This is a genomic window from Bacillus sp. FSL K6-0972 (assembly GCF_037976035.1).
In the GTDB taxonomy this organism is placed as follows: domain Bacteria; phylum Bacillota; class Bacilli; order Bacillales; family Bacillaceae; genus Bacillus; species Bacillus haynesii.
The window spans coordinates 2,695,394-2,711,381 of the sequence record NZ_CP150260.1 but is presented as its reverse complement, the minus strand read 5'-3'; the positions used below and the strand labels follow the sequence as shown (position 1 = coordinate 2,711,381).

Genomic DNA, 15,988 nt, shown 5'->3' with positions numbered 1-15,988 from the left:
ATTAGACAGCCAATCATTTATGGAGGGAGAATGGCCGGTTTGAGAGTTTCATTATTGATTATTGCCGCTGTGATGACCATGGCTGCGGCTGGTTGCACGCCGCAGCATCAGGAAGGATCGAAAAGCGTTCATCACGAGGAGCCGGAAGGGAAAAGAGAAAGCAGTGCAGCAGTAAAAGATAAAAAAGTGATAGCGCTCAAGGACCGGCACTTTGATGAAGCGGCAGGATGGCTTGATAATGAAACCGTTATATACACCGCAACCGATCCGGTCGCAGGAAGTGAAGTCAAATCATATGATATATTTAAAGGGACGGGCGAAACGATCTACAAGACGGATGACAGGCTGATAGCGGCGGAAGTAAACAGGGAAAAAGGCATGATTCTCATCCAAACCGCCGGAAACGGCTCTGAAATGAAGTTAACTTTACTTAATTTACAAGGGAAACAGCTGTTCACAAAAAAATTTCGCACTCATGAACTGCAAGTGGACTGGAATCGGTTCGATCCTTATCTTTTATACGTGACAACATTTACGAAAGACTGGAATTATGAATCGCGCCTGATTGATGCAAAAGAAGAGCAAACGGAAAAAGACATCGCACAGGCTGCCTTTATTCATTGGACTTCCGCCGACACTTTTGAATATATCAAATGGAATGAACGGGATCGGGAAAAACCGGCTCCTGTTTATTCCTACAACACAGCGGACGGACGGGAAAAGAAGCTCGCTGGTGATGCCGTACTGCTAGATGTTGTGGGCGATTTGAGGCTGATCGTAACACCTTCATCCAATCATCGTCAGGGCACCTACATATTTTCAGACGTATCTTCGTCGGAAAAGAAAATTTCTTTCAAGTTGCCGCTGTTCTCGGAATATGGCAGCCTGTCACCGATGGAGTACAGTTATGATCCTCGGGATGAGCTGTTTTATACGTATCAGCCGAATGAGTCGGGCTCCTTGTATGATCTGATTTCCGTCAGCCTCAAATCAGGCAAACGGGAAGTCATTCGTGAAAAAGTGGAAATGCTTCCGATTACCATATCTCCTGACGGGGATTATGTCTTGTACGGCTATACTCAGGATCAAATCATTTCACTCAACTCAAAAACAGCAGCGCCCCTTGTAACCAAAGAATAGAAAGGAGAATGGACAGTGGCCATAGCAGACGTCACCATCATACCGATCGGTACTGAGACTCCGAGCGTAAGCGCGTATGTAGCGGAGATTCAAACTATTTTGGAAGGATTTAAAAAAGAAGGCAAAATCAATTATCAGCTGACACCGATGAATACTTTGATTGAAGGGGAATTAAGTGATTTATTTCAGGTGATTCAGACGATTCACGAAGCGCCTTTCCAAAAAGGCATCCACAGAGTAGCGACAAATATCAGGATTGACGACCGCCGTGACAAAAAAACGACGATGGAAGGCAAGCTTGCAAGCGTCCAGCGTCATTTCAGTCAATAAGAAAGACAGCCTTATTCCGAAATAGCGGAATAAGGCTGTCTTTGTCAAAAGGCACCGGGTTAGTGGACTGTCGGATACCCACTGTTAATAATTGTCATGACGGTAAACCATCCGAACACTAAAAAGGCCGCCCCGCCAAATAAGATGCCAAGAACGTTGATTTGTTTAAGAGAACGAAGAACCCCAAGAGCAGATAATATCGTGACTAGACCGAAAATGATCACGAGCAACATCAATATAAACCCCCTTCGCTTGGATCCCCTGCAGTATATTTCCAATTTTATTTTAACCGTTTTCATTAAGTTTGTCGAGGACAACATGATTCATTGAAAGTTTCTCACAAAACCTTCATAATGGAACAAAGAAAGATGAATCTGAGGTGAAAAAAATGAAATGGAGAAGAATGCCTTTAGGGCCTATCCAGACGAATGCTTATATTTTATCCAATGACGACGGTACCTGCTTAATATTTGATCCCGGCAGTGAATCAGGCAAGCTGAATGCATACATAAAAGAAAAAGGGCTGAAACCTCTTGCTGTATTGCTCACTCACGCTCATTTTGATCATATCGGAGCTGTGGACAATGTCAGAAAAGAATGGAACATTCCTGTATACGTACATAAAAATGAAGCTGAATGGCTGACCGATCCTTCATTAAACGGTTCAGCGCTGCTTACAGGACAGACGATCACAGCAGAAAAAGCAGATCATCTGATCGAAGAAGAGGGGGATCTTAAAATCGGCCCTTTTACGCTCCGCATGCTCTTTACGCCTGGGCATTCTCCGGGCAGTATCTCGTATTATGCGGAAGAGGAAAACCTGATCGTTTCCGGGGATGTTTTGTTTAAAGGAGGGATCGGGCGTACAGACCTGCCGGGAGGCAATCAAAAGGTGCTGATGGACAGTATTCATCAAAAACTGCTGACGCTTCCGGAAGAGACGCTTGTGTTAAGCGGTCACGGCCCAGAGACGGACATTGCAACAGAACAGGAGCAAAACCCGTTCATCAACGGATTTACTTTGTAAAACATAAAAAAGACGATCCAGATGGATCGTCTTTTTTAATGGCCTCCTTGTCCGGGAACCATAATGAACACAGAATAATATGTAAATGCGGCAAAAAAGACTGTCAAGTAAGCACCGAAAATATAAATGTACATCCGCTCGGTCAAGTTGAGATACGATAAGAACACAAAGAATACAGTTTGACCGAAGAACAGCAGTGATGCATCTTTCATATTTCCTAAATAAAACATGACCGCAAAGATACCTGTCCAGAAACCTAACACACGGAACATGCGATTCATTTATATCCCTCCCAAAAAGCCCCTTTGATTTTATTATAAGCCAATTTATCTTGAAATGTAAACATTTTCATTTTGGGAAAATCAATTCATTTTTTACAATTTTGTGATAAGCATTTTAAAAAAATCACCTGTCACGTGTTTAAACGGAAAACATCACGGGTACTAAAACATACAAAGACAAAGTCAGTACATTTTAAGGAGGAATCATTCATGGAAGAGCTGACCTTTTATTCATACCCGAGCTGCACATCATGCCGGAAAACGAAACATTGGCTGAAAGCGAATCAAGTTGACTTTACAGAGCGGCATCTTTTTAGGGAAACGCCAAATCAGGACGAGCTGAAACATATTTTGTCTCTCACGACCGAAGGAATCGATGAAATATTGGCGACAAGAAGCCAGGCATTTAAAGAGTTAAATCTTGATATTGAAGAATTAACGGTAAGCGAAGTGCTGGAATTGTTAATTCAAAAACCAAAGCTGCTGAGACGCCCGATTATCGTAAACGGTGATAAGCTGGTTGTCGGATACAATCCCGGCGAACTCTTAAAATTAAAAAAACACACCTTACACCGTTCTGTTTCCTGAAAAAAACGAAGATTGCTGACACATTGTATATGTTCAGCATATCTTCGTTTTTTCGCCTGTGTAACTGGGCTAGCTGGATTCGAACCAGCGCGTCACGGAGTCAAAGTCCGTTGCCTTACCGCTTGGCTATAGCCCAATGCGCTTACGTATAGTGTTGACAATCGATTTCGTTTTATACATAGTGATCAAAACGTTGGTCATGAAACCGATTAATTTTTAAAGGAAAACAATGAGGAGGATTGACATGGAAAACAAGCATGCAGCCCTTTATGAGCATCTGGTCAAACAGGCGGACAGAATCACCGATGAATGGCTGTCCCGAACAGCGTCTGAAAAAGAAAAAACGGCTCAGCAATATAATGACTTTATCCTGGCTGTTTCAAAGGTATTTGCCAAGGATGAACAGGCGCTGTGCTGGGATAAAGCTTCCGGATGCGCCAAGGAAATTGCCTACGACAGGGCTGTCAGCCAAATTCCGGTTATCGAAAGCATAAAGGGTTTTAAAGTGTGCCGTGAACTTTTAATGGATGAGATCAAGCAATTTTCAGATGAATATCAACCGGACAGTTCGAAAAAAGACTTTTTTATCTGGAATAAACAGCTTCACCTAATAATGGATGAGGTCATTGAGCAGTTTATTCTTGAATATGAGCATACGACAAAGAGCCAATTGAAGGCGCAGACTGAAATGATTCGCGAACTGAGCGCACCGGTCATCCCGGTATCAGAACACATCGGTGTGCTGCCGCTCATTGGTGAAATTGATACTCACAGGGCAACGGTGATCATTGAATCTGCGCTCAAGCAGTGTGCTGAGCTTCATCTCTCGCATCTGTTTATTGATATTTCCGGTGTTCCTGTCGTCGATACGATGGTTGCCTACCAGTTGTTCAAAGTCGTAGACAGCACAAAACTACTTGGCGTTGAAACGGTTCTTTCGGGTGTGAGACCGGAGATTGCCCAAACAGTTGTGAAGCTTGGCATGGATTTTTCACATATTAAAACAGAACAGAGTCTTGCTAAGGCGCTTTGCAATAAAGGCTTCTGCATCCATGAAGACGGTAAGGCCGGAGAGAAGGTCTAAATTTCATATTTCAGCGGCTTGAAGTCGAATAAAATAGTCAAATCGGTATTCGGAAATTCCCTTTTTTGTTTCGTATTCAGCTTGATTTGCGCTTTATAAGGATTTGATGATTCCGATGGTTTTCGTATAAACTGCGCTTAGAAAGGAGGCGCAAAGGTTTGTACACGATTGAATCATTAAGCGGAAGATTAATTGACGAGGCATATAGAATGAAGGCGTCAGACATTCATATTGTTCCCGGTGAAAAAGAGGCGGTGGTCCGCTTCAGGATTGATGATGAACTGTTTCAAAAAGACAGATTAACGAGAAATGAGTGCTCAAGGCTCATTTCTCACTTTAAATTCCTTTCTTCGATGGACATTGGTGAAAGACGGCTGCCGCAAAGCGGGGCTTTGACTCTTTATATCAACCGTCAGCCCGTTCATTTAAGAATGTCCACTCTGCCCACCATCCATGATGAAAGCCTGGTCATCAGGCTTCTTCCCAAGATGAGCAGCAAACCGCTCACAAAGCTCTCATTGTTTCCGAGTGCAACATTCAAGCTGCTGTCTTTTCTGAAGCATTCCCACGGATTAATGCTGTTCACCGGTCCCACAGGCTCTGGGAAAACAACAACACTCTATTCTTTAATTGAATACGCCAAGCGGCATTTTAAGCGAAATATCATTACGTTGGAAGACCCTGTCGAATCAAGAAGCGAAAACATTTTGCAAGTACAAGTGAACGAAAAAGCGGGCATGACTTATTCTGCGGGGTTGAAGGCGGTGCTGCGCCACGATCCGGACATGATCATCCTAGGGGAAATTCGCGATGCCGAAACAGCCCAAATCGCAGTCAGGGCAGCTTTGACTGGACACCTTGTTTTATCGAGCATGCATGCGAAAAATGCTAAAGGTGCGATATACAGACTGCTCGAGCTTGGCGTTGATATGACAGAAATTGAACAAACATTGGTCGCAATCAGCGCCCAGCGTCTTGTCGGTCTCGTCTGCCCGTTTTGCGGCGACAGCTGCTCTTTGTATTGTAAATTGTCGAGACCTGTGAGAAGAGCAAGCGTCTTCGAACTTTTGTACGGAAAAAGCCTCAATCTCTGCATCGAGGAAGCAAAAGGCAGATGCGGTGGCATTAAAACAGAAACTTTGAAAACGCTGATCCAGAAGGGAATAGCACTCGGATATCTGCCGTCGAATACGTATGAACGCTGGATAGGCCATGAAGATTAAAATGAAGTGGCCCGTCCGAGAACAGGCGGACTTTCTGAAAAAGCTCGGAGACATGATGCAGAGCGGATATACGATTTTGGATGCTTTAAGTATGCTGAAATTGCAATTGAATGAAAGGCGGAGAGCAGATCTGACATTTGCGATGGAGAAGCTGACAGAAGGGCGTCCTGTGTTTCAAGTGCTTGAAATGATTTCATTTCATAAGGATGCTGTCACCATTGTTTACTTTGCCGAACAGCACGGGAATTTGCCATTTGCCTTTCTGCAGAGCGGAGAGCTGCTTCACCGCAAGATCGCTCAAACCGAAAAATTAAAGAAAGCCGCCAGATATCCCTCGTTTTTAATTTTAACGGTCTGCGTCATCATCTCTATTATGAAATCAGCAATCGTCCCGCAATTTTCCGCCATCTATGAGTCGATGAACGTTGAAACGTCTTTTGCAACGACTCTCATCTTTTCTGTTTTCGATCATTTTTATCTTTTTTTCACGGGACTGGCGTTGATTGCCGCAGCTCTATCCCTCTATTATCTGTGTTCATTCCGCCATAAACCTCCAGAAGACAAAATGACCTTTCTCATAAGAATTCCCTTGCTGAGCCAAACCTTCAAACTATTCAACAGCTATTTTTTATCGCTCCAGCTGAGCAATCTTTTGCAAGCGGGTCTGTCTGTATATGACAGTTTAAAAGCATTTGAAAGTCAGCCGTTTTTATCATTTCATAAAAATGAAGCGAAGCGCCTGATCGAGCGGCTGAAACAGGGGGAGAGTCTCGAGCAGATGCTCGCCGGACATCCGTTTTATGAAAATGATTTGGCAAAGGCTGTGGCTCACGGCCAATTAAACGGACACTTATACAGAGAACTGTATTCATATAGTCAATTTTTAATTGAGCGCCTTGAAAGGAAAGCCGAAAAATGGACAGGCCTGATCCAGCCATTGATTTACGGGCTAACCGCGGCGATGATATTCATTCTTTATTTGTCTATGCTTTTGCCAATGTATCAAATGATGAACCAGCTATAAGGAGGACGGAACTGTGAATGAAAAGGGATTTACACTGATAGAAATAAATAGGGGTAATAACCCCTTATTTTTGTTTTGAATTACTTTTGGAGTAATGCCAGGGGAAAGGATCTTCATTAACTAACACTTTCACATCAAAGTTTAAGCCTCCCACGTTTGCTTTTAATATGATATGGTCTCTATAAACAATACCTTCAGGAAAGATTTTTCCCATTAGCATAGCCCTTTCGAGTGGAGAAAAATCACTATCAAAAAAATTGATTGATTCGAAAAGTTCGCTAAGAAAATCGTAACTCCAAGAATCACTTTTCAATGTTTCAAGCTTCGCTTTATCTCTCTTAAGTTGTGTTTGAAGATTTTCTGTTATGTTCTTGATTTCATGCTGCTTCTTATTTAATTGCTCTTTTGTTAGATGATTATCCAAGTATAAATCAATAAGCTTTTCATTTTTGGTGGTTTGCTTCTGGAGGTTTTGTTCATTGTTTTTTATGTTTTGTTCAAGTTGAGTAATTTCTTCCTTTTCATTTTCGAGATTTACGTATTGTTTAGCTAACTCTTTACTAGTGACAATATCTTTAATTGCTTGTACAATGTTACCCTCAACCCTAACTGTATTGATACTCACATCACAAATTGACCCATCAGCTAGTCTCAATTTTCGGCCATGCTTCAGATAATAACGGGGAGACTCTTTTGTTCCGTGAGCAGCAAGACTGATTTTTCTTCCACACTCACCACATACAAAATATGTTCTCCTTAAAAGGTGGAGATCATTTCTTTTCCTGCTGGTAACTTTATATTGATTTCCTCTTTTATTTCGTTCAATCTGAATTTTCTCCCAAGTTTCTTTGGTTCTTAACTTGGGAAAAATATTCTCTGCAGCAATCACTTCACCATTCGCAAATGTTTTTTCTTGAACACCATGATATGCTTTTGTGGTCAGCCTAGTATGTACTAAATGCTCATTCCACATAATACCGGAAGGCGTTTTTGAGATTTTATTAAGTTCATCTGTGATGCTTCTCATTCCTAGTTGTTCTTCCAGGTATAATCGATCAATGAATGAAATTACCCAAGCCCATTCTTTTTTTAATTTATATTGTTCTTCCTTCTTATCATAATAATATTCATATGGAGCTTGGCCCCAGCCTTTACCTTCACGCATTCTTTGGCGTTTTCCACGCATCATTCTTTTCACAAGAGCTTTCTTTTCTCTCTTGGCAATTAAATTTTTAATGTCACTAACAAATTCTTGATCTTCATCATCTAGATCTACTATAGTTCCAGGTTCAGCGATTTTCACTTTGTTTTCACGGAGAGTAGATTTTAAATATTCCCATGATATTGTATCCAGACGAGAAAGTCGATCTTGATCAATGCAGACAACGACGTCAATTTTACCTTCTTCAACAATGTCGAGAAGGGCATTTAAGCCCTTTTTGTGTAGCTTACCGCCAGATTCGATATCTTGAAATTCATCCACCAATCGCCATCTTTGTTGTTCTACATATCTACGTAATTCAGTAGTCTGTGCTCGTAAAGAATACTTTTCTTCTTGAAGTTTAGTTGAGACACGTATGTATATTGCTGCTCTCAACAAGAATCAGTCCTTTCAAAATGATAAATTCATTCTTAAGTTAAAATTATTTAGATTTTATCTCTTCAGTCTTAAAACTCTCATCTTTGATTCTAATTAACTTAAAATCATTCTTTGATGATATATATAGAATATTGTTTTGTTCAGAAACTAAAATACCCTCGACTTTTTTTTCGGGAAGACTTGGTGTTTCTATTTTTTCATATTTAAATGCATCGTTTGGAGTTACAACTCTTATTGTTTTTCCAGATAGCGATGATACCAGTGGAGTACCCACTAAAAAAATTATTATCGCTAAAATAATGATCATATTGCGAAGTGGCTGTTCCAATGGTGTTAAAAATTTGGTGATTCGGACCATTATTTCAACTCTTAAATTTTCATTATCATCGTTATTATTATTGTTGTCGTTTAACTCAGTATTTGCAGATGAGCGATCTTCAGGGAACAATAAATAACTGTATATAAAGCTTAAAATAAATGAAAGTGCATATAGAAAAATAAAAAGACCTTTGGAGTGTACATTTATAAATTTCTCTAAAAATACCTTAACTACAACACTACCTATAAAAAAATATGGTAATGATATAAGGAATTTAATAATTAATTTTTTTGGAGAGAGATATGAATAGATGGTACTTAATAAAAAACACATACACACGGTTATCATATAAAGTATCGTTTCGTCCAGGGTAAAGTTATACAAAAAAATGGCGCAAAAAATGAATGCAGTTAATGTCCCTGAAAACATATAGAAGAATCTAGAAGATTTAATTGTTCTATAAAAATAAAAGGTTACGATAACAATATATAAAGGAATAACCCATAAAATTGAAAAATATAATAGGTTTTGTAAAGTAACATCACCAATGAAAATCCAAGTTAAAGCCACATGCAACACTACAAAAAATATAAAAGATAAAGCAATATTGAGTATCTTGCCTGCCTTAATAAATAAGCCAATGTTAAATAAAAAGAAAACGGTACATAACACAAATAAACTGATTATCATGACAGAGTAAAAGTTAAATGGCACAATTTTAATTACCATTTCCAAGATTGAAGAAAAGTCTGTAACTCCTCCCCCAAAGTAATATCCGTACAAAAAGGTATAGCCTATCCCCCAGAAAAACATACCAAATGAAGTTAACAAGAAGGTTAAAGTCGAAATGACTTTAGCAATTGAGACGATAAGTGTCCAAAAATTCGTTTCCATAAGTTTTTTTAGCAATTCAAACATATTTAATTATCAACCCTTTTTCTGTTTTATTAATACATGTAGTGGTTTAAATTGAGCTACTCTTTTTGCAGCAAATTCATATGTGACATTAAAATGAGATGCAATTAATTTTGCTGTTTCTATGTATGGCTTTGAAAAGTCTAACTTCATCAGCATAAATGAAGGAATACAAAATTTATAAGCAAATGTTTTAGCTTGCATCTCTTGCAGTTGAGCGAAGAGTGGAGACATAGTCAATTGGTTTCCTTCGTGTCTTAGAGCATGACAAAGCTCATGACCAAAATCTTGCCACTGTTCTTGAGGTGAAAGTCGGTTATCAAGAATGATCATCCCATCATAATAACGACTACCTATGTTTAAAAATTCCACCTTCAATTTTAATCGATGCGAGATATCTAAGAGATCCAATTCATGAGGATTTGAAATTTTCATTTCCTTGTAAAATTCCTCAATCCAATCCTCGAGATGTGTATTATGGGGGACTATAGTTTTCATCTGTAGTTGCCTCCTTAAAAACTAAAGGAATATATGTTCGTATTTAAGATAAAAAGAAAAGCCCAAAGGCTTAGTAAAAGATGTAAACGATATACATAATAAACCAACGAAAGGATATTGTCTATATTCAGAGCGGAAATTTAAAAAAGTTCACACTCTAAAGCTCTATGAACAAAACAAAGTAATATATCATTATTAGTTAGTTTTATCGCGGTTTTTTATGAATTCCCAGAACTGGATTAACTCATCAATTTTTTCTTCTGGTGCATCTTTTAGATCTTTAAAGAGCACTTGAGTTTTAGGATTTAAAAGTTCTTTCCACATATCATCGCTTGAGCCTTCATGCTCTTTTCCTGTCAGCAGAAAATCAATTGAAACATCATAAAGGTCTGCTAATTTTTTTGTGGTCTCATAGTCAGGTTGTCGTTTCCCTGATTCATAGCTGGACAAAGTATTATTTTTTACTCCAATTTTTTGAGCAACAAATTTTTGCGTAAATCCAGCTTTTTGTCGTAAATACTTTAATCTATCTGCATAGTTCATATTTTTTCTCACTTCCCAATATTGTTTGCAAATCCCACAAATAATCGCTTTAACGTTATATCGATATTTTAACATTATTTATTTCTCTATTTGAGAAAAAATATTCACAATTCGAGAATTAAACACTTTACATTCTCAAATTGTGAATATATAATAAAGTGTAAGTTCACATATTGAGAATATCGGGGGGTGATACTGTTGAAAAATGTCCTAGGACTACGCATTAAAGAGCTAAGAAAAGAAAAAGGTCTTACTCAATTTTATCTTGCAAGTGAATTGGGATATAAACATTCTTCTATTATCAGTGAAATTGAAGCAGGTAAGAAAAAGCTTAGTGCTGAAAAGCTTCCCATCATTGCAAGAGTCTTAGGTGTAGAAATAAATGCGCTTTTTTTTGATTAAAAAGTTCACGAATTGTGAACATAGGAAGGGGTGATCCAATGAATCGACTCCCTATTGATCCAGAGTTTCTCAAAAAGAGAATGGCTATCCCGTCAAAAATTGCTCAGTTGTCTTACATCGACCCAGAGAAAGCAATTAAGTATATACGCATTTGGGGGGAACATAAAAAGCCCGTATCTGAGTTATACACTGAATTAAGAAATGTTCTCATTGAATCTAAAGCTGTTTAGTAATCCTTTCTGATAAATAGCTTATCAAAAAATTAAATATGACAAGGGTAGAAAAGGAGCGATTAGTAATGCAATTTGGTAGAGCTTCACAAGCTGCCAAAACCTCAAGAAAAGACGCAAAACTAACGCAGCAGCGAATGGCGATGGAAGACGATTTATTTATGTCAAGGGAGTCTATATCCCATCAAGAAAACGGCCGGCATCGGGTTCAACCAGAGGTGACCGAGTACTTTAGTGAAAAGCATAATGATCCGTGGTCAGCTATTGAGGCAGCTTCTGAGTATTCAGGGTGGGGGCCAATTAGATTAGATGGCCCTGCTGCTGAGGTTAATCGTATGACAGCTGCTGTACTATCAACTATTCAAATGACAGAAGCAATCGATTCTTTAAAAGAGCATATGGAAATTTTCACGATTAAGCCTGATTCTGTTTCAGATAAAACATCTATCGAAAAAACAATTCAAGAGTGTCTTGATGTTATAACTGCACTTACTCAATTTGTTGCAGTGATCTGCAAAGAATATTCGATTAACTGGTTAAAGATGTGGAGTAAACACAAGCTTAAGCTTTTAACACGAGGATTGATTACGAAATGACAGCTAAGCAACTTTTTAGGTCAGATTTGAAAAGAATGGTTGCTGAAGTAATTTGTATCGAAGAATTATCAAAAATGCTAATTAAAGCTGTACATGAAGGGGATTCAAACAAAGCGGAACGTTTTATTGGGGATATTCAAAAATCCCATAACGAGCTTAAGAGATTAAGAGAAAATAAGCGGAAATTTTCAGATGCTATGAAGATTATGGAACAATCTCAATCTCCTACAGAACTAATCGAAAAATTGGAAAGGATGTTTTAAATGAAATTTGTTTTTACTGTAAGCCAGTTAAAGAAAGGCTCAGAGATTCGCGAAGATTGCAAGAAAATGAAAGAAAATCCAGCTCTACTCTTACTTGTAGAAGCGGATATCAGAAGGGCTTTAGAAATGAAAAAGCAGCAAGCCGGCACGCTCACTGCTTCAACCAAAGACGTTGTGAATTCATTATAAAACTTTATCTGAAAATCGGCAAGCCAGCTTGTGCTTGTCGTCATGGCTGGGGACGTATCCATTCCATTTGTATACCCTCCATATACTGTCCCTGGCTGTGACGATGCGCGCAAGCATCAGAAAGAAGGTGAAAATATGGGAGCAACATTTGATTCTGTAGAGGAATTGGTACATGCCACAAAGGTTGTTGGAGAACTTCGTATGGCCATTTGTGCGGCGAAAACTAGAGCCGAGTTGTTTTCAAATGATCAAAGCAGCAAAGAGGTTCTTCAAGAAGCGTTAGACCAGATTGCTCTCGATCTTTCAGAAGCGTTAAGCAAACACAAATTGTAAGGAGGGAGACGAATGGATCATCCAATCATCACTCAAATTGTGCGTACGGGCTATCCCGCGTCTGTTCCAAAAGAGGATGAGAAAGTCAGGGATTTCTATGGTGAAGAGGTATCGCTGGCTCATGACGATTATGTCTTTGATAAAAATCAAGGCGAAATCATTTTTATCGATAACCTGCCGCGCTACTTAAAAGAGGAGCTTGAATTTGAATTTTATACGGGCAAATAAAAAAAGCCCACTCTGTACAAGTGGGTGGTGAAAGGGCTGATGAGGGCTCTTTCACAATACACACGATTCATGATGATAGTTTATCAAAATGCCTCGTGAAAAACAAGGAGGTCTCAATACATGGCAAAACCATATAGAATCATTAGTTTTAGTTCAGATCGATTTGATCAATGGCGTTTATCAGAAGTAAAGGGTGTAATCACTGTGAAAGGCCGTAAGCCTGCTTTTCAATTCGATACAAAGGAACAGTTTGAACGTTACCTTCAATTGAATAGCTTCCGTGGAAGGGTGGGTGTTTGATGCTGGCACAGGTTTACATGCCAACAGAGAACATGACAGAGGAACAATGGCTTGAAGCGCGGCGAGCGGGTATCGGTGGATCTGACGCCGCGGCTATTGCCGGGCTAAGTAAGTGGAAAACACCAATGTCTGTCTATTTGGATAAGGTTGGGCAGGCTCCGAAAGAGGATTCATCAGGCGAGGCAGCATATTGGGGCAATATTCTCGAGGAGACGGTTGCCAGGGAGTTTTCAAAGCGGACGGGTAAAAAGGTACGCCGTCGAAAGGCCATTCTGCAGCATCCTGATTATCCTTTTATGCTTGCCAATGTTGACAGGCTCATTGTTGGTGAACAAGTGGGTCTAGAATGTAAAACGGCGTCAGAATACCTCAAGAACGAGTGGGATGGTGAGGAAGTTCCGGACGCTTACCTGGTCCAATGCCAGCATTATATGGCGGTGACAGGTTTTAAAGCTTGGTGGATTGCTGTTTTAATCGGCGGTAATAAATTCGTTTATAAGAAGGTAGAACGGGACGAAGAGCTTATCAAATACCTCATTCAGGTTGAAAAGGAATTTTGGGAAAACCATGTCCTGAATGAGATTCCGCCTATGTTTGATGGTTCTGAGGCTTCCACAGATCTTTTAACCCATATGTACCCTGTTGGTCTTGAGGATGAAAAAGAACTTCCTCTTGCGGCGAATGGACTGATTGAGCGCTATAAAGAAGCCAAGGCCGAAGAGAATAAAGCAAAAGAACAGCTGAAAGAGGCAGAAAACCAATTAAAGGGGATGCTTGGAGAGTATGAGACGGGCAATGCCGGCAATGTCCGAGTTATCTGGAAAACTGTCACGGCTAACCGCTTTGATAAGAAAGCATTTGCTGCTGCACACCCTGAACTCTTTGAAAAATTCACTAAACCTTCAACTCATAGAAGATTCAGCGTAAAGGAGCTTAAAGAAAATGGCTAAAAACGCAGATATTCGTAATCAGTTAGCAAATAAAGTTAATGCTGTTCAAACACAATCAGAGGAAGAACCTAAAACTATTGCAGGTTATCTTAAGAAACTGCAGCCAGAGCTTCAAAAAGCTTTGCCGAAACACATTACACCAGAGCGAATAACAAGAATTGTTTTGACAACGATTAGGAACAATCCAGCATTGCAAGAGTGTTCACCAGCTTCATTACTTGGTGCAGTTATGCAGTCTGCCCAGTTAGGACTCGAACCCGGGATAGTAGGACACTGTTACCTTGTACCGTTCAATAGAAAAATTAAAGGTCAAAATGGAGCGCCAGATCAATGGGTAAAAGAGGTTCAGTTCATCATTGGTTATAAAGGCATGATTGATCTTGCTAGGCGATCAGGACATATACAAAGCATATATGCTCATACTGTCCATGAAGCCGATGATTTTGTCTATGAATTGGGGTTGCATCCCAAGCTGATCCATAAACCCGCGACAGGTAATAGAGGGGCTATGACTCATGTTTATGCAGTTGCCCACTTTAAAGACGGCGGTTATCAATTCGAAGTATTCAGCAAGCAAGATGTTGAAAACGTGCGTAAAAGGAGTAAATCGAAGGATAACGGCCCATGGAAAACTGACTATGAAGAAATGGCAAAGAAAACTGTCATTCGTCGTATGTGGAAGTACCTTCCGATAAGCATAGAAATTCAGCAACAAGTTTCTCAGGATGAGACGGTTCGTAAGGATATAACAGCAGAAGCACAGTCAGTCTATGATGATGAATTAGTTCACGGGAGTTCAGATGTCCCGGTTATCAATGCCCCTGAACCCGAACAGACAAAAGAAGAAAATCAAGAAGTAAAACCAAGCGTGCAGGACGACGCTGATCCATTCAATGGCGAGCCTATAAACATCAAGCAGGATGAGTTCCCATTCGATGATTAAGGTGGCAATTCCCTTCTGTTACAAGTGGATGACGGAAGGGGCTTCTAACCGGGCTGAATTGTTCCGCGCCTATGTTGAGGGATACTTAAGGGCAAATGAACCTAATTTATGTTTAGTCCGCATCAGCGGCATGACAGCTCTTTGTAAACAGAAAGGAGGAGATTGACATGCAGGGATGGATTAAGCTGCACCGGAAGATAGTTGATCATGAGATATGGAGTGATGTAACGACATTTCGGCTGTTCACCTTACTTCTGCTAAAGGCAAGTCATCAGGACGGAATAAAAATTAACGGTATCGAGCTAAAAAAAGGTCAGTACATAAGATCCTATTCAAAATTATGTGACGACCTTGAATTTAAAGAAGGACGGGCGTTTAAAAAAGTCTCAAAAAGCACCATTTTACGTTCTGTAAAAAAACTCGTGAAAAACGGAATGATCACCGTTAGCGAAACGGATAGCGGAACGCTGTTCACCATCGTTAAATATCAATTGTACCAAGGGTTTAGCCATACAGATGAATCGTTTCACGAAACGGATAATGAACCTTTAACGAAACGACCGCAGAACGATCACGGAACGATCGCGGAACAAAAACAAGAATTAAAGAATTTAAGAAGAGAAGAAGAGGAAGAGAAACTCTCAGCTTTTCAACAAATTGAAAACAAATTTCTGCAGCGGAAAGGCAGCTTGTTTTTATCGCCTATGGATGCTCAGTCGATCATTCGGCTTCTTAAAGACAAAATACCTTTGGAATGTATCTTGAAATGGATTGATGAAATATTCGACGAGTACAAGCCGAAACATCGTGCCGACACCATCAAATCTTTTGCTTACTGTGAAAAAGGCATTCTTGATCGATGGGCCAAGCTTAAGCAACAGCAATCGAATGTCAAAGAGTTCCCGAATAAGAAAATCAAGAACAGTTTTGATGCTTTGGCCGAATACGCCAGAGAGCGCGGTATTCAGATGGGGGGATAAAC

Annotated in this window: 23 protein-coding genes and 1 tRNA gene; 17 read left to right on the top strand and 7 right to left on the bottom strand. The window is 39.8% G+C overall.

The window, feature by feature from the left end:
* The first annotated feature begins 30 nt into the window (after nt 1–30).
* Together MKX80_RS13645 and MKX80_RS13640 are read left to right on the top strand one after the other, a co-directional pair.
* Nucleotides 31–1,140, top strand: a complete 1,110-nt coding sequence (locus MKX80_RS13645; RefSeq protein WP_182070383.1) for a hypothetical protein — start codon at nt 31–33, stop codon at nt 1,138–1,140.
* Between the two features lie 15 nt (nt 1,141–1,155).
* On the top strand, nt 1,156–1,470 hold the full coding sequence (locus MKX80_RS13640; RefSeq protein ID WP_003183487.1) for an MTH1187 family thiamine-binding protein: 315 nt from the start codon (nt 1,156–1,158) through the stop codon (nt 1,468–1,470).
* 59 nt (nt 1,471–1,529) lie between these two features.
* On the opposite strand, the gene MKX80_RS13635 is transcribed toward MKX80_RS13640, so the two are convergent.
* Nucleotides 1,530–1,703 carry a DUF2759 domain-containing protein gene (locus MKX80_RS13635; RefSeq protein WP_003183486.1) on the bottom strand — a complete coding sequence of 58 codons (174 nt, stop codon included), beginning with the start codon at nt 1,701–1,703 and terminating at the stop codon, nt 1,530–1,532.
* 155 nt (nt 1,704–1,858) lie between these two features.
* Between MKX80_RS13635 and MKX80_RS13630 the strand changes: the two genes are divergently transcribed.
* Nucleotides 1,859–2,497: an MBL fold metallo-hydrolase gene (locus tag MKX80_RS13630; protein ID WP_182070384.1), complete on the top strand. Its 639-nt coding sequence runs from the start codon at nt 1,859–1,861 to the stop codon at nt 2,495–2,497.
* 35 nt (nt 2,498–2,532) lie between these two features.
* On the opposite strand, the gene MKX80_RS13625 is transcribed toward MKX80_RS13630, so the two are convergent.
* Nucleotides 2,533–2,778 carry a DUF2626 domain-containing protein gene (locus MKX80_RS13625; protein ID WP_020452180.1) on the bottom strand — a complete coding sequence of 82 codons (246 nt, stop codon included), beginning with the start codon at nt 2,776–2,778 and terminating at the stop codon, nt 2,533–2,535.
* A 210-nt stretch (nt 2,779–2,988) separates the two neighbouring features.
* On the opposite strand from MKX80_RS13625, the gene MKX80_RS13620 reads away from it, so the two are divergent.
* Nucleotides 2,989–3,366 carry a Spx/MgsR family RNA polymerase-binding regulatory protein gene (locus tag MKX80_RS13620; RefSeq protein WP_003183482.1) on the top strand — a complete coding sequence of 126 codons (378 nt, stop codon included), beginning with the start codon at nt 2,989–2,991 and terminating at the stop codon, nt 3,364–3,366.
* A gap of 64 nt (nt 3,367–3,430) precedes the next feature.
* On the opposite strand, the gene MKX80_RS13615 is transcribed toward MKX80_RS13620, so the two are convergent.
* Nucleotides 3,431–3,502 (bottom strand) — tRNA-Gln (locus MKX80_RS13615).
* A gap of 108 nt (nt 3,503–3,610) precedes the next feature.
* Between MKX80_RS13615 and MKX80_RS13610 the strand changes: the two genes are divergently transcribed.
* From MKX80_RS13610 to comGB, 3 genes are all read left to right on the top strand, one after another.
* A complete protein-coding gene (locus MKX80_RS13610; RefSeq protein WP_154997141.1) occupies nt 3,611–4,450 on the top strand; it encodes an STAS domain-containing protein in 840 nt (279 codons plus the stop codon).
* A gap of 158 nt (nt 4,451–4,608) precedes the next feature.
* Nucleotides 4,609–5,673: a competence type IV pilus ATPase ComGA gene (gene comGA, locus MKX80_RS13605; protein WP_154997143.1), complete on the top strand. Its 1,065-nt coding sequence runs from the start codon at nt 4,609–4,611 to the stop codon at nt 5,671–5,673.
* The gene (comGB, locus tag MKX80_RS13600; protein WP_154997145.1) at nt 5,663–6,697 is read left to right on the top strand and encodes a competence type IV pilus assembly protein ComGB; all 1,035 of its coding nucleotides are present in this window, start codon (nt 5,663–5,665) and stop codon (nt 6,695–6,697) included. Before comGA ends, comGB begins: the two co-directional genes overlap by 11 nt.
* A gap of 64 nt (nt 6,698–6,761) precedes the next feature.
* Here the strand turns inward: comGB and MKX80_RS13595 are convergent, their stop codons facing one another.
* From MKX80_RS13595 to MKX80_RS13580, 4 genes are all read right to left on the bottom strand, one after another.
* On the bottom strand, nt 6,762–8,294 hold the full coding sequence (locus MKX80_RS13595; RefSeq protein ID WP_326073913.1) for a recombinase family protein: 1,533 nt from the start codon (nt 8,292–8,294) through the stop codon (nt 6,762–6,764).
* A 46-nt stretch (nt 8,295–8,340) separates the two neighbouring features.
* Complete coding sequence (locus MKX80_RS13590) at nt 8,341–9,534, bottom strand: hypothetical protein (protein WP_326073912.1); 1,194 nt, start codon at nt 9,532–9,534, stop codon at nt 8,341–8,343.
* Nucleotides 9,535–9,543: 9 nt separating this feature from the next.
* Nucleotides 9,544–10,029, bottom strand: coding sequence for an ImmA/IrrE family metallo-endopeptidase (locus tag MKX80_RS13585; protein ID WP_271753125.1), 486 nt, complete (start codon nt 10,027–10,029; stop codon nt 9,544–9,546).
* A gap of 195 nt (nt 10,030–10,224) precedes the next feature.
* Nucleotides 10,225–10,647: a helix-turn-helix domain-containing protein gene (locus tag MKX80_RS13580; RefSeq protein ID WP_231124461.1), complete on the bottom strand. Its 423-nt coding sequence runs from the start codon at nt 10,645–10,647 to the stop codon at nt 10,225–10,227.
* A gap of 123 nt (nt 10,648–10,770) precedes the next feature.
* Here MKX80_RS13580 and MKX80_RS13575 point away from each other — a divergent pair, with 123 nt between their 5' ends.
* The 10 genes from MKX80_RS13575 to MKX80_RS13530 all read left to right on the top strand — a co-directional run bounded on the left by MKX80_RS13575 (nt 10,771) and on the right by MKX80_RS13530 (nt 15,986).
* Nucleotides 10,771–10,974, top strand: coding sequence for a helix-turn-helix transcriptional regulator (locus MKX80_RS13575; protein WP_326073908.1), 204 nt, complete (start codon nt 10,771–10,773; stop codon nt 10,972–10,974).
* A 298-nt stretch (nt 10,975–11,272) separates the two neighbouring features.
* Nucleotides 11,273–11,800 (top strand): XRE family transcriptional regulator, encoded by a 528-nt coding sequence (locus MKX80_RS13570; RefSeq protein WP_339226972.1) that lies wholly within the window; start codon nt 11,273–11,275, stop codon nt 11,798–11,800.
* A complete protein-coding gene (locus MKX80_RS13565) occupies nt 11,797–12,063 on the top strand; it encodes a hypothetical protein (RefSeq protein WP_326073907.1) in 267 nt (88 codons plus the stop codon). The genes MKX80_RS13570 and MKX80_RS13565 overlap by 4 nt, the downstream gene beginning before the upstream one ends.
* Nucleotides 12,064–12,252, top strand: a complete 189-nt coding sequence (locus MKX80_RS13560; protein ID WP_017474943.1) for a hypothetical protein — start codon at nt 12,064–12,066, stop codon at nt 12,250–12,252.
* A 135-nt stretch (nt 12,253–12,387) separates the two neighbouring features.
* Entirely contained in the window at nt 12,388–12,585 is a 198-nt protein-coding gene (locus MKX80_RS13555) for a hypothetical protein (protein ID WP_017474944.1), read from the top strand.
* Nucleotides 12,586–12,597: 12 nt separating this feature from the next.
* Nucleotides 12,598–12,813 (top strand): hypothetical protein, encoded by a 216-nt coding sequence (locus tag MKX80_RS13550; protein ID WP_326073905.1) that lies wholly within the window; start codon nt 12,598–12,600, stop codon nt 12,811–12,813.
* 120 nt (nt 12,814–12,933) lie between these two features.
* Complete coding sequence (locus MKX80_RS13545) at nt 12,934–13,113, top strand: hypothetical protein (RefSeq protein WP_326073903.1); 180 nt, start codon at nt 12,934–12,936, stop codon at nt 13,111–13,113.
* Nucleotides 13,113–14,063 (top strand): YqaJ viral recombinase family protein, encoded by a 951-nt coding sequence (locus tag MKX80_RS13540; protein ID WP_326073901.1) that lies wholly within the window; start codon nt 13,113–13,115, stop codon nt 14,061–14,063. Before MKX80_RS13545 ends, MKX80_RS13540 begins: the two co-directional genes overlap by 1 nt.
* Nucleotides 14,056–15,006, top strand: coding sequence for a recombination protein RecT (gene recT, locus MKX80_RS13535; RefSeq protein WP_080624069.1), 951 nt, complete (start codon nt 14,056–14,058; stop codon nt 15,004–15,006). The genes MKX80_RS13540 and recT overlap by 8 nt, the downstream gene beginning before the upstream one ends.
* A 167-nt stretch (nt 15,007–15,173) precedes the next feature.
* Nucleotides 15,174–15,986, top strand: coding sequence for a hypothetical protein (locus MKX80_RS13530; protein WP_326073899.1), 813 nt, complete (start codon nt 15,174–15,176; stop codon nt 15,984–15,986).
* Nucleotides 15,987–15,988: the final 2 nt, after the last annotated feature.

Excerpts from the sequence above, each read along its gene's own strand:
- MKX80_RS13555 (WP_017474944.1), top strand. The coding sequence starts at position 12,388 with ATGGGAGCAACATTTGATTCTGTAGAGGAATTGGTACATGCCACAAAG.
- MKX80_RS13590 (WP_326073912.1), bottom strand. The coding sequence starts at position 9,534 with ATGTTTGAATTGCTAAAAAAACTTATGGAAACGAATTTTTGGACACTT.
- MKX80_RS13570 (WP_339226972.1), top strand. The coding sequence starts at position 11,273 with ATGCAATTTGGTAGAGCTTCACAAGCTGCCAAAACCTCAAGAAAAGAC.
- recT (WP_080624069.1), top strand. The coding sequence starts at position 14,056 with ATGGCTAAAAACGCAGATATTCGTAATCAGTTAGCAAATAAAGTTAAT.
- MKX80_RS13540 (WP_326073901.1), top strand. The coding sequence starts at position 13,113 with ATGCTGGCACAGGTTTACATGCCAACAGAGAACATGACAGAGGAACAA.
- MKX80_RS13565 (WP_326073907.1), top strand. The coding sequence starts at position 11,797 with ATGACAGCTAAGCAACTTTTTAGGTCAGATTTGAAAAGAATGGTTGCT.
- MKX80_RS13620 (WP_003183482.1), top strand. The coding sequence starts at position 2,989 with ATGGAAGAGCTGACCTTTTATTCATACCCGAGCTGCACATCATGCCGG.
- comGB (WP_154997145.1), top strand. The coding sequence starts at position 5,663 with ATGAAGATTAAAATGAAGTGGCCCGTCCGAGAACAGGCGGACTTTCTG.
- MKX80_RS13585 (WP_271753125.1), bottom strand. The coding sequence starts at position 10,029 with ATGAAAACTATAGTCCCCCATAATACACATCTCGAGGATTGGATTGAG.
- MKX80_RS13580 (WP_231124461.1), bottom strand. The coding sequence starts at position 10,647 with ATGTTAAAATATCGATATAACGTTAAAGCGATTATTTGTGGGATTTGC.
- MKX80_RS13625 (WP_020452180.1), bottom strand. The coding sequence starts at position 2,778 with ATGAATCGCATGTTCCGTGTGTTAGGTTTCTGGACAGGTATCTTTGCG.
- MKX80_RS13545 (WP_326073903.1), top strand. The coding sequence starts at position 12,934 with ATGGCAAAACCATATAGAATCATTAGTTTTAGTTCAGATCGATTTGAT.
- MKX80_RS13550 (WP_326073905.1), top strand. The coding sequence starts at position 12,598 with ATGGATCATCCAATCATCACTCAAATTGTGCGTACGGGCTATCCCGCG.
- MKX80_RS13610 (WP_154997141.1), top strand. The coding sequence starts at position 3,611 with ATGGAAAACAAGCATGCAGCCCTTTATGAGCATCTGGTCAAACAGGCG.
- MKX80_RS13560 (WP_017474943.1), top strand. The coding sequence starts at position 12,064 with ATGAAATTTGTTTTTACTGTAAGCCAGTTAAAGAAAGGCTCAGAGATT.
- MKX80_RS13635 (WP_003183486.1), bottom strand. The coding sequence starts at position 1,703 with ATGTTGCTCGTGATCATTTTCGGTCTAGTCACGATATTATCTGCTCTT.
- MKX80_RS13645 (WP_182070383.1), top strand. The coding sequence starts at position 31 with ATGGCCGGTTTGAGAGTTTCATTATTGATTATTGCCGCTGTGATGACC.
- MKX80_RS13630 (WP_182070384.1), top strand. The coding sequence starts at position 1,859 with ATGAAATGGAGAAGAATGCCTTTAGGGCCTATCCAGACGAATGCTTAT.
- MKX80_RS13530 (WP_326073899.1), top strand. The coding sequence starts at position 15,174 with ATGCAGGGATGGATTAAGCTGCACCGGAAGATAGTTGATCATGAGATA.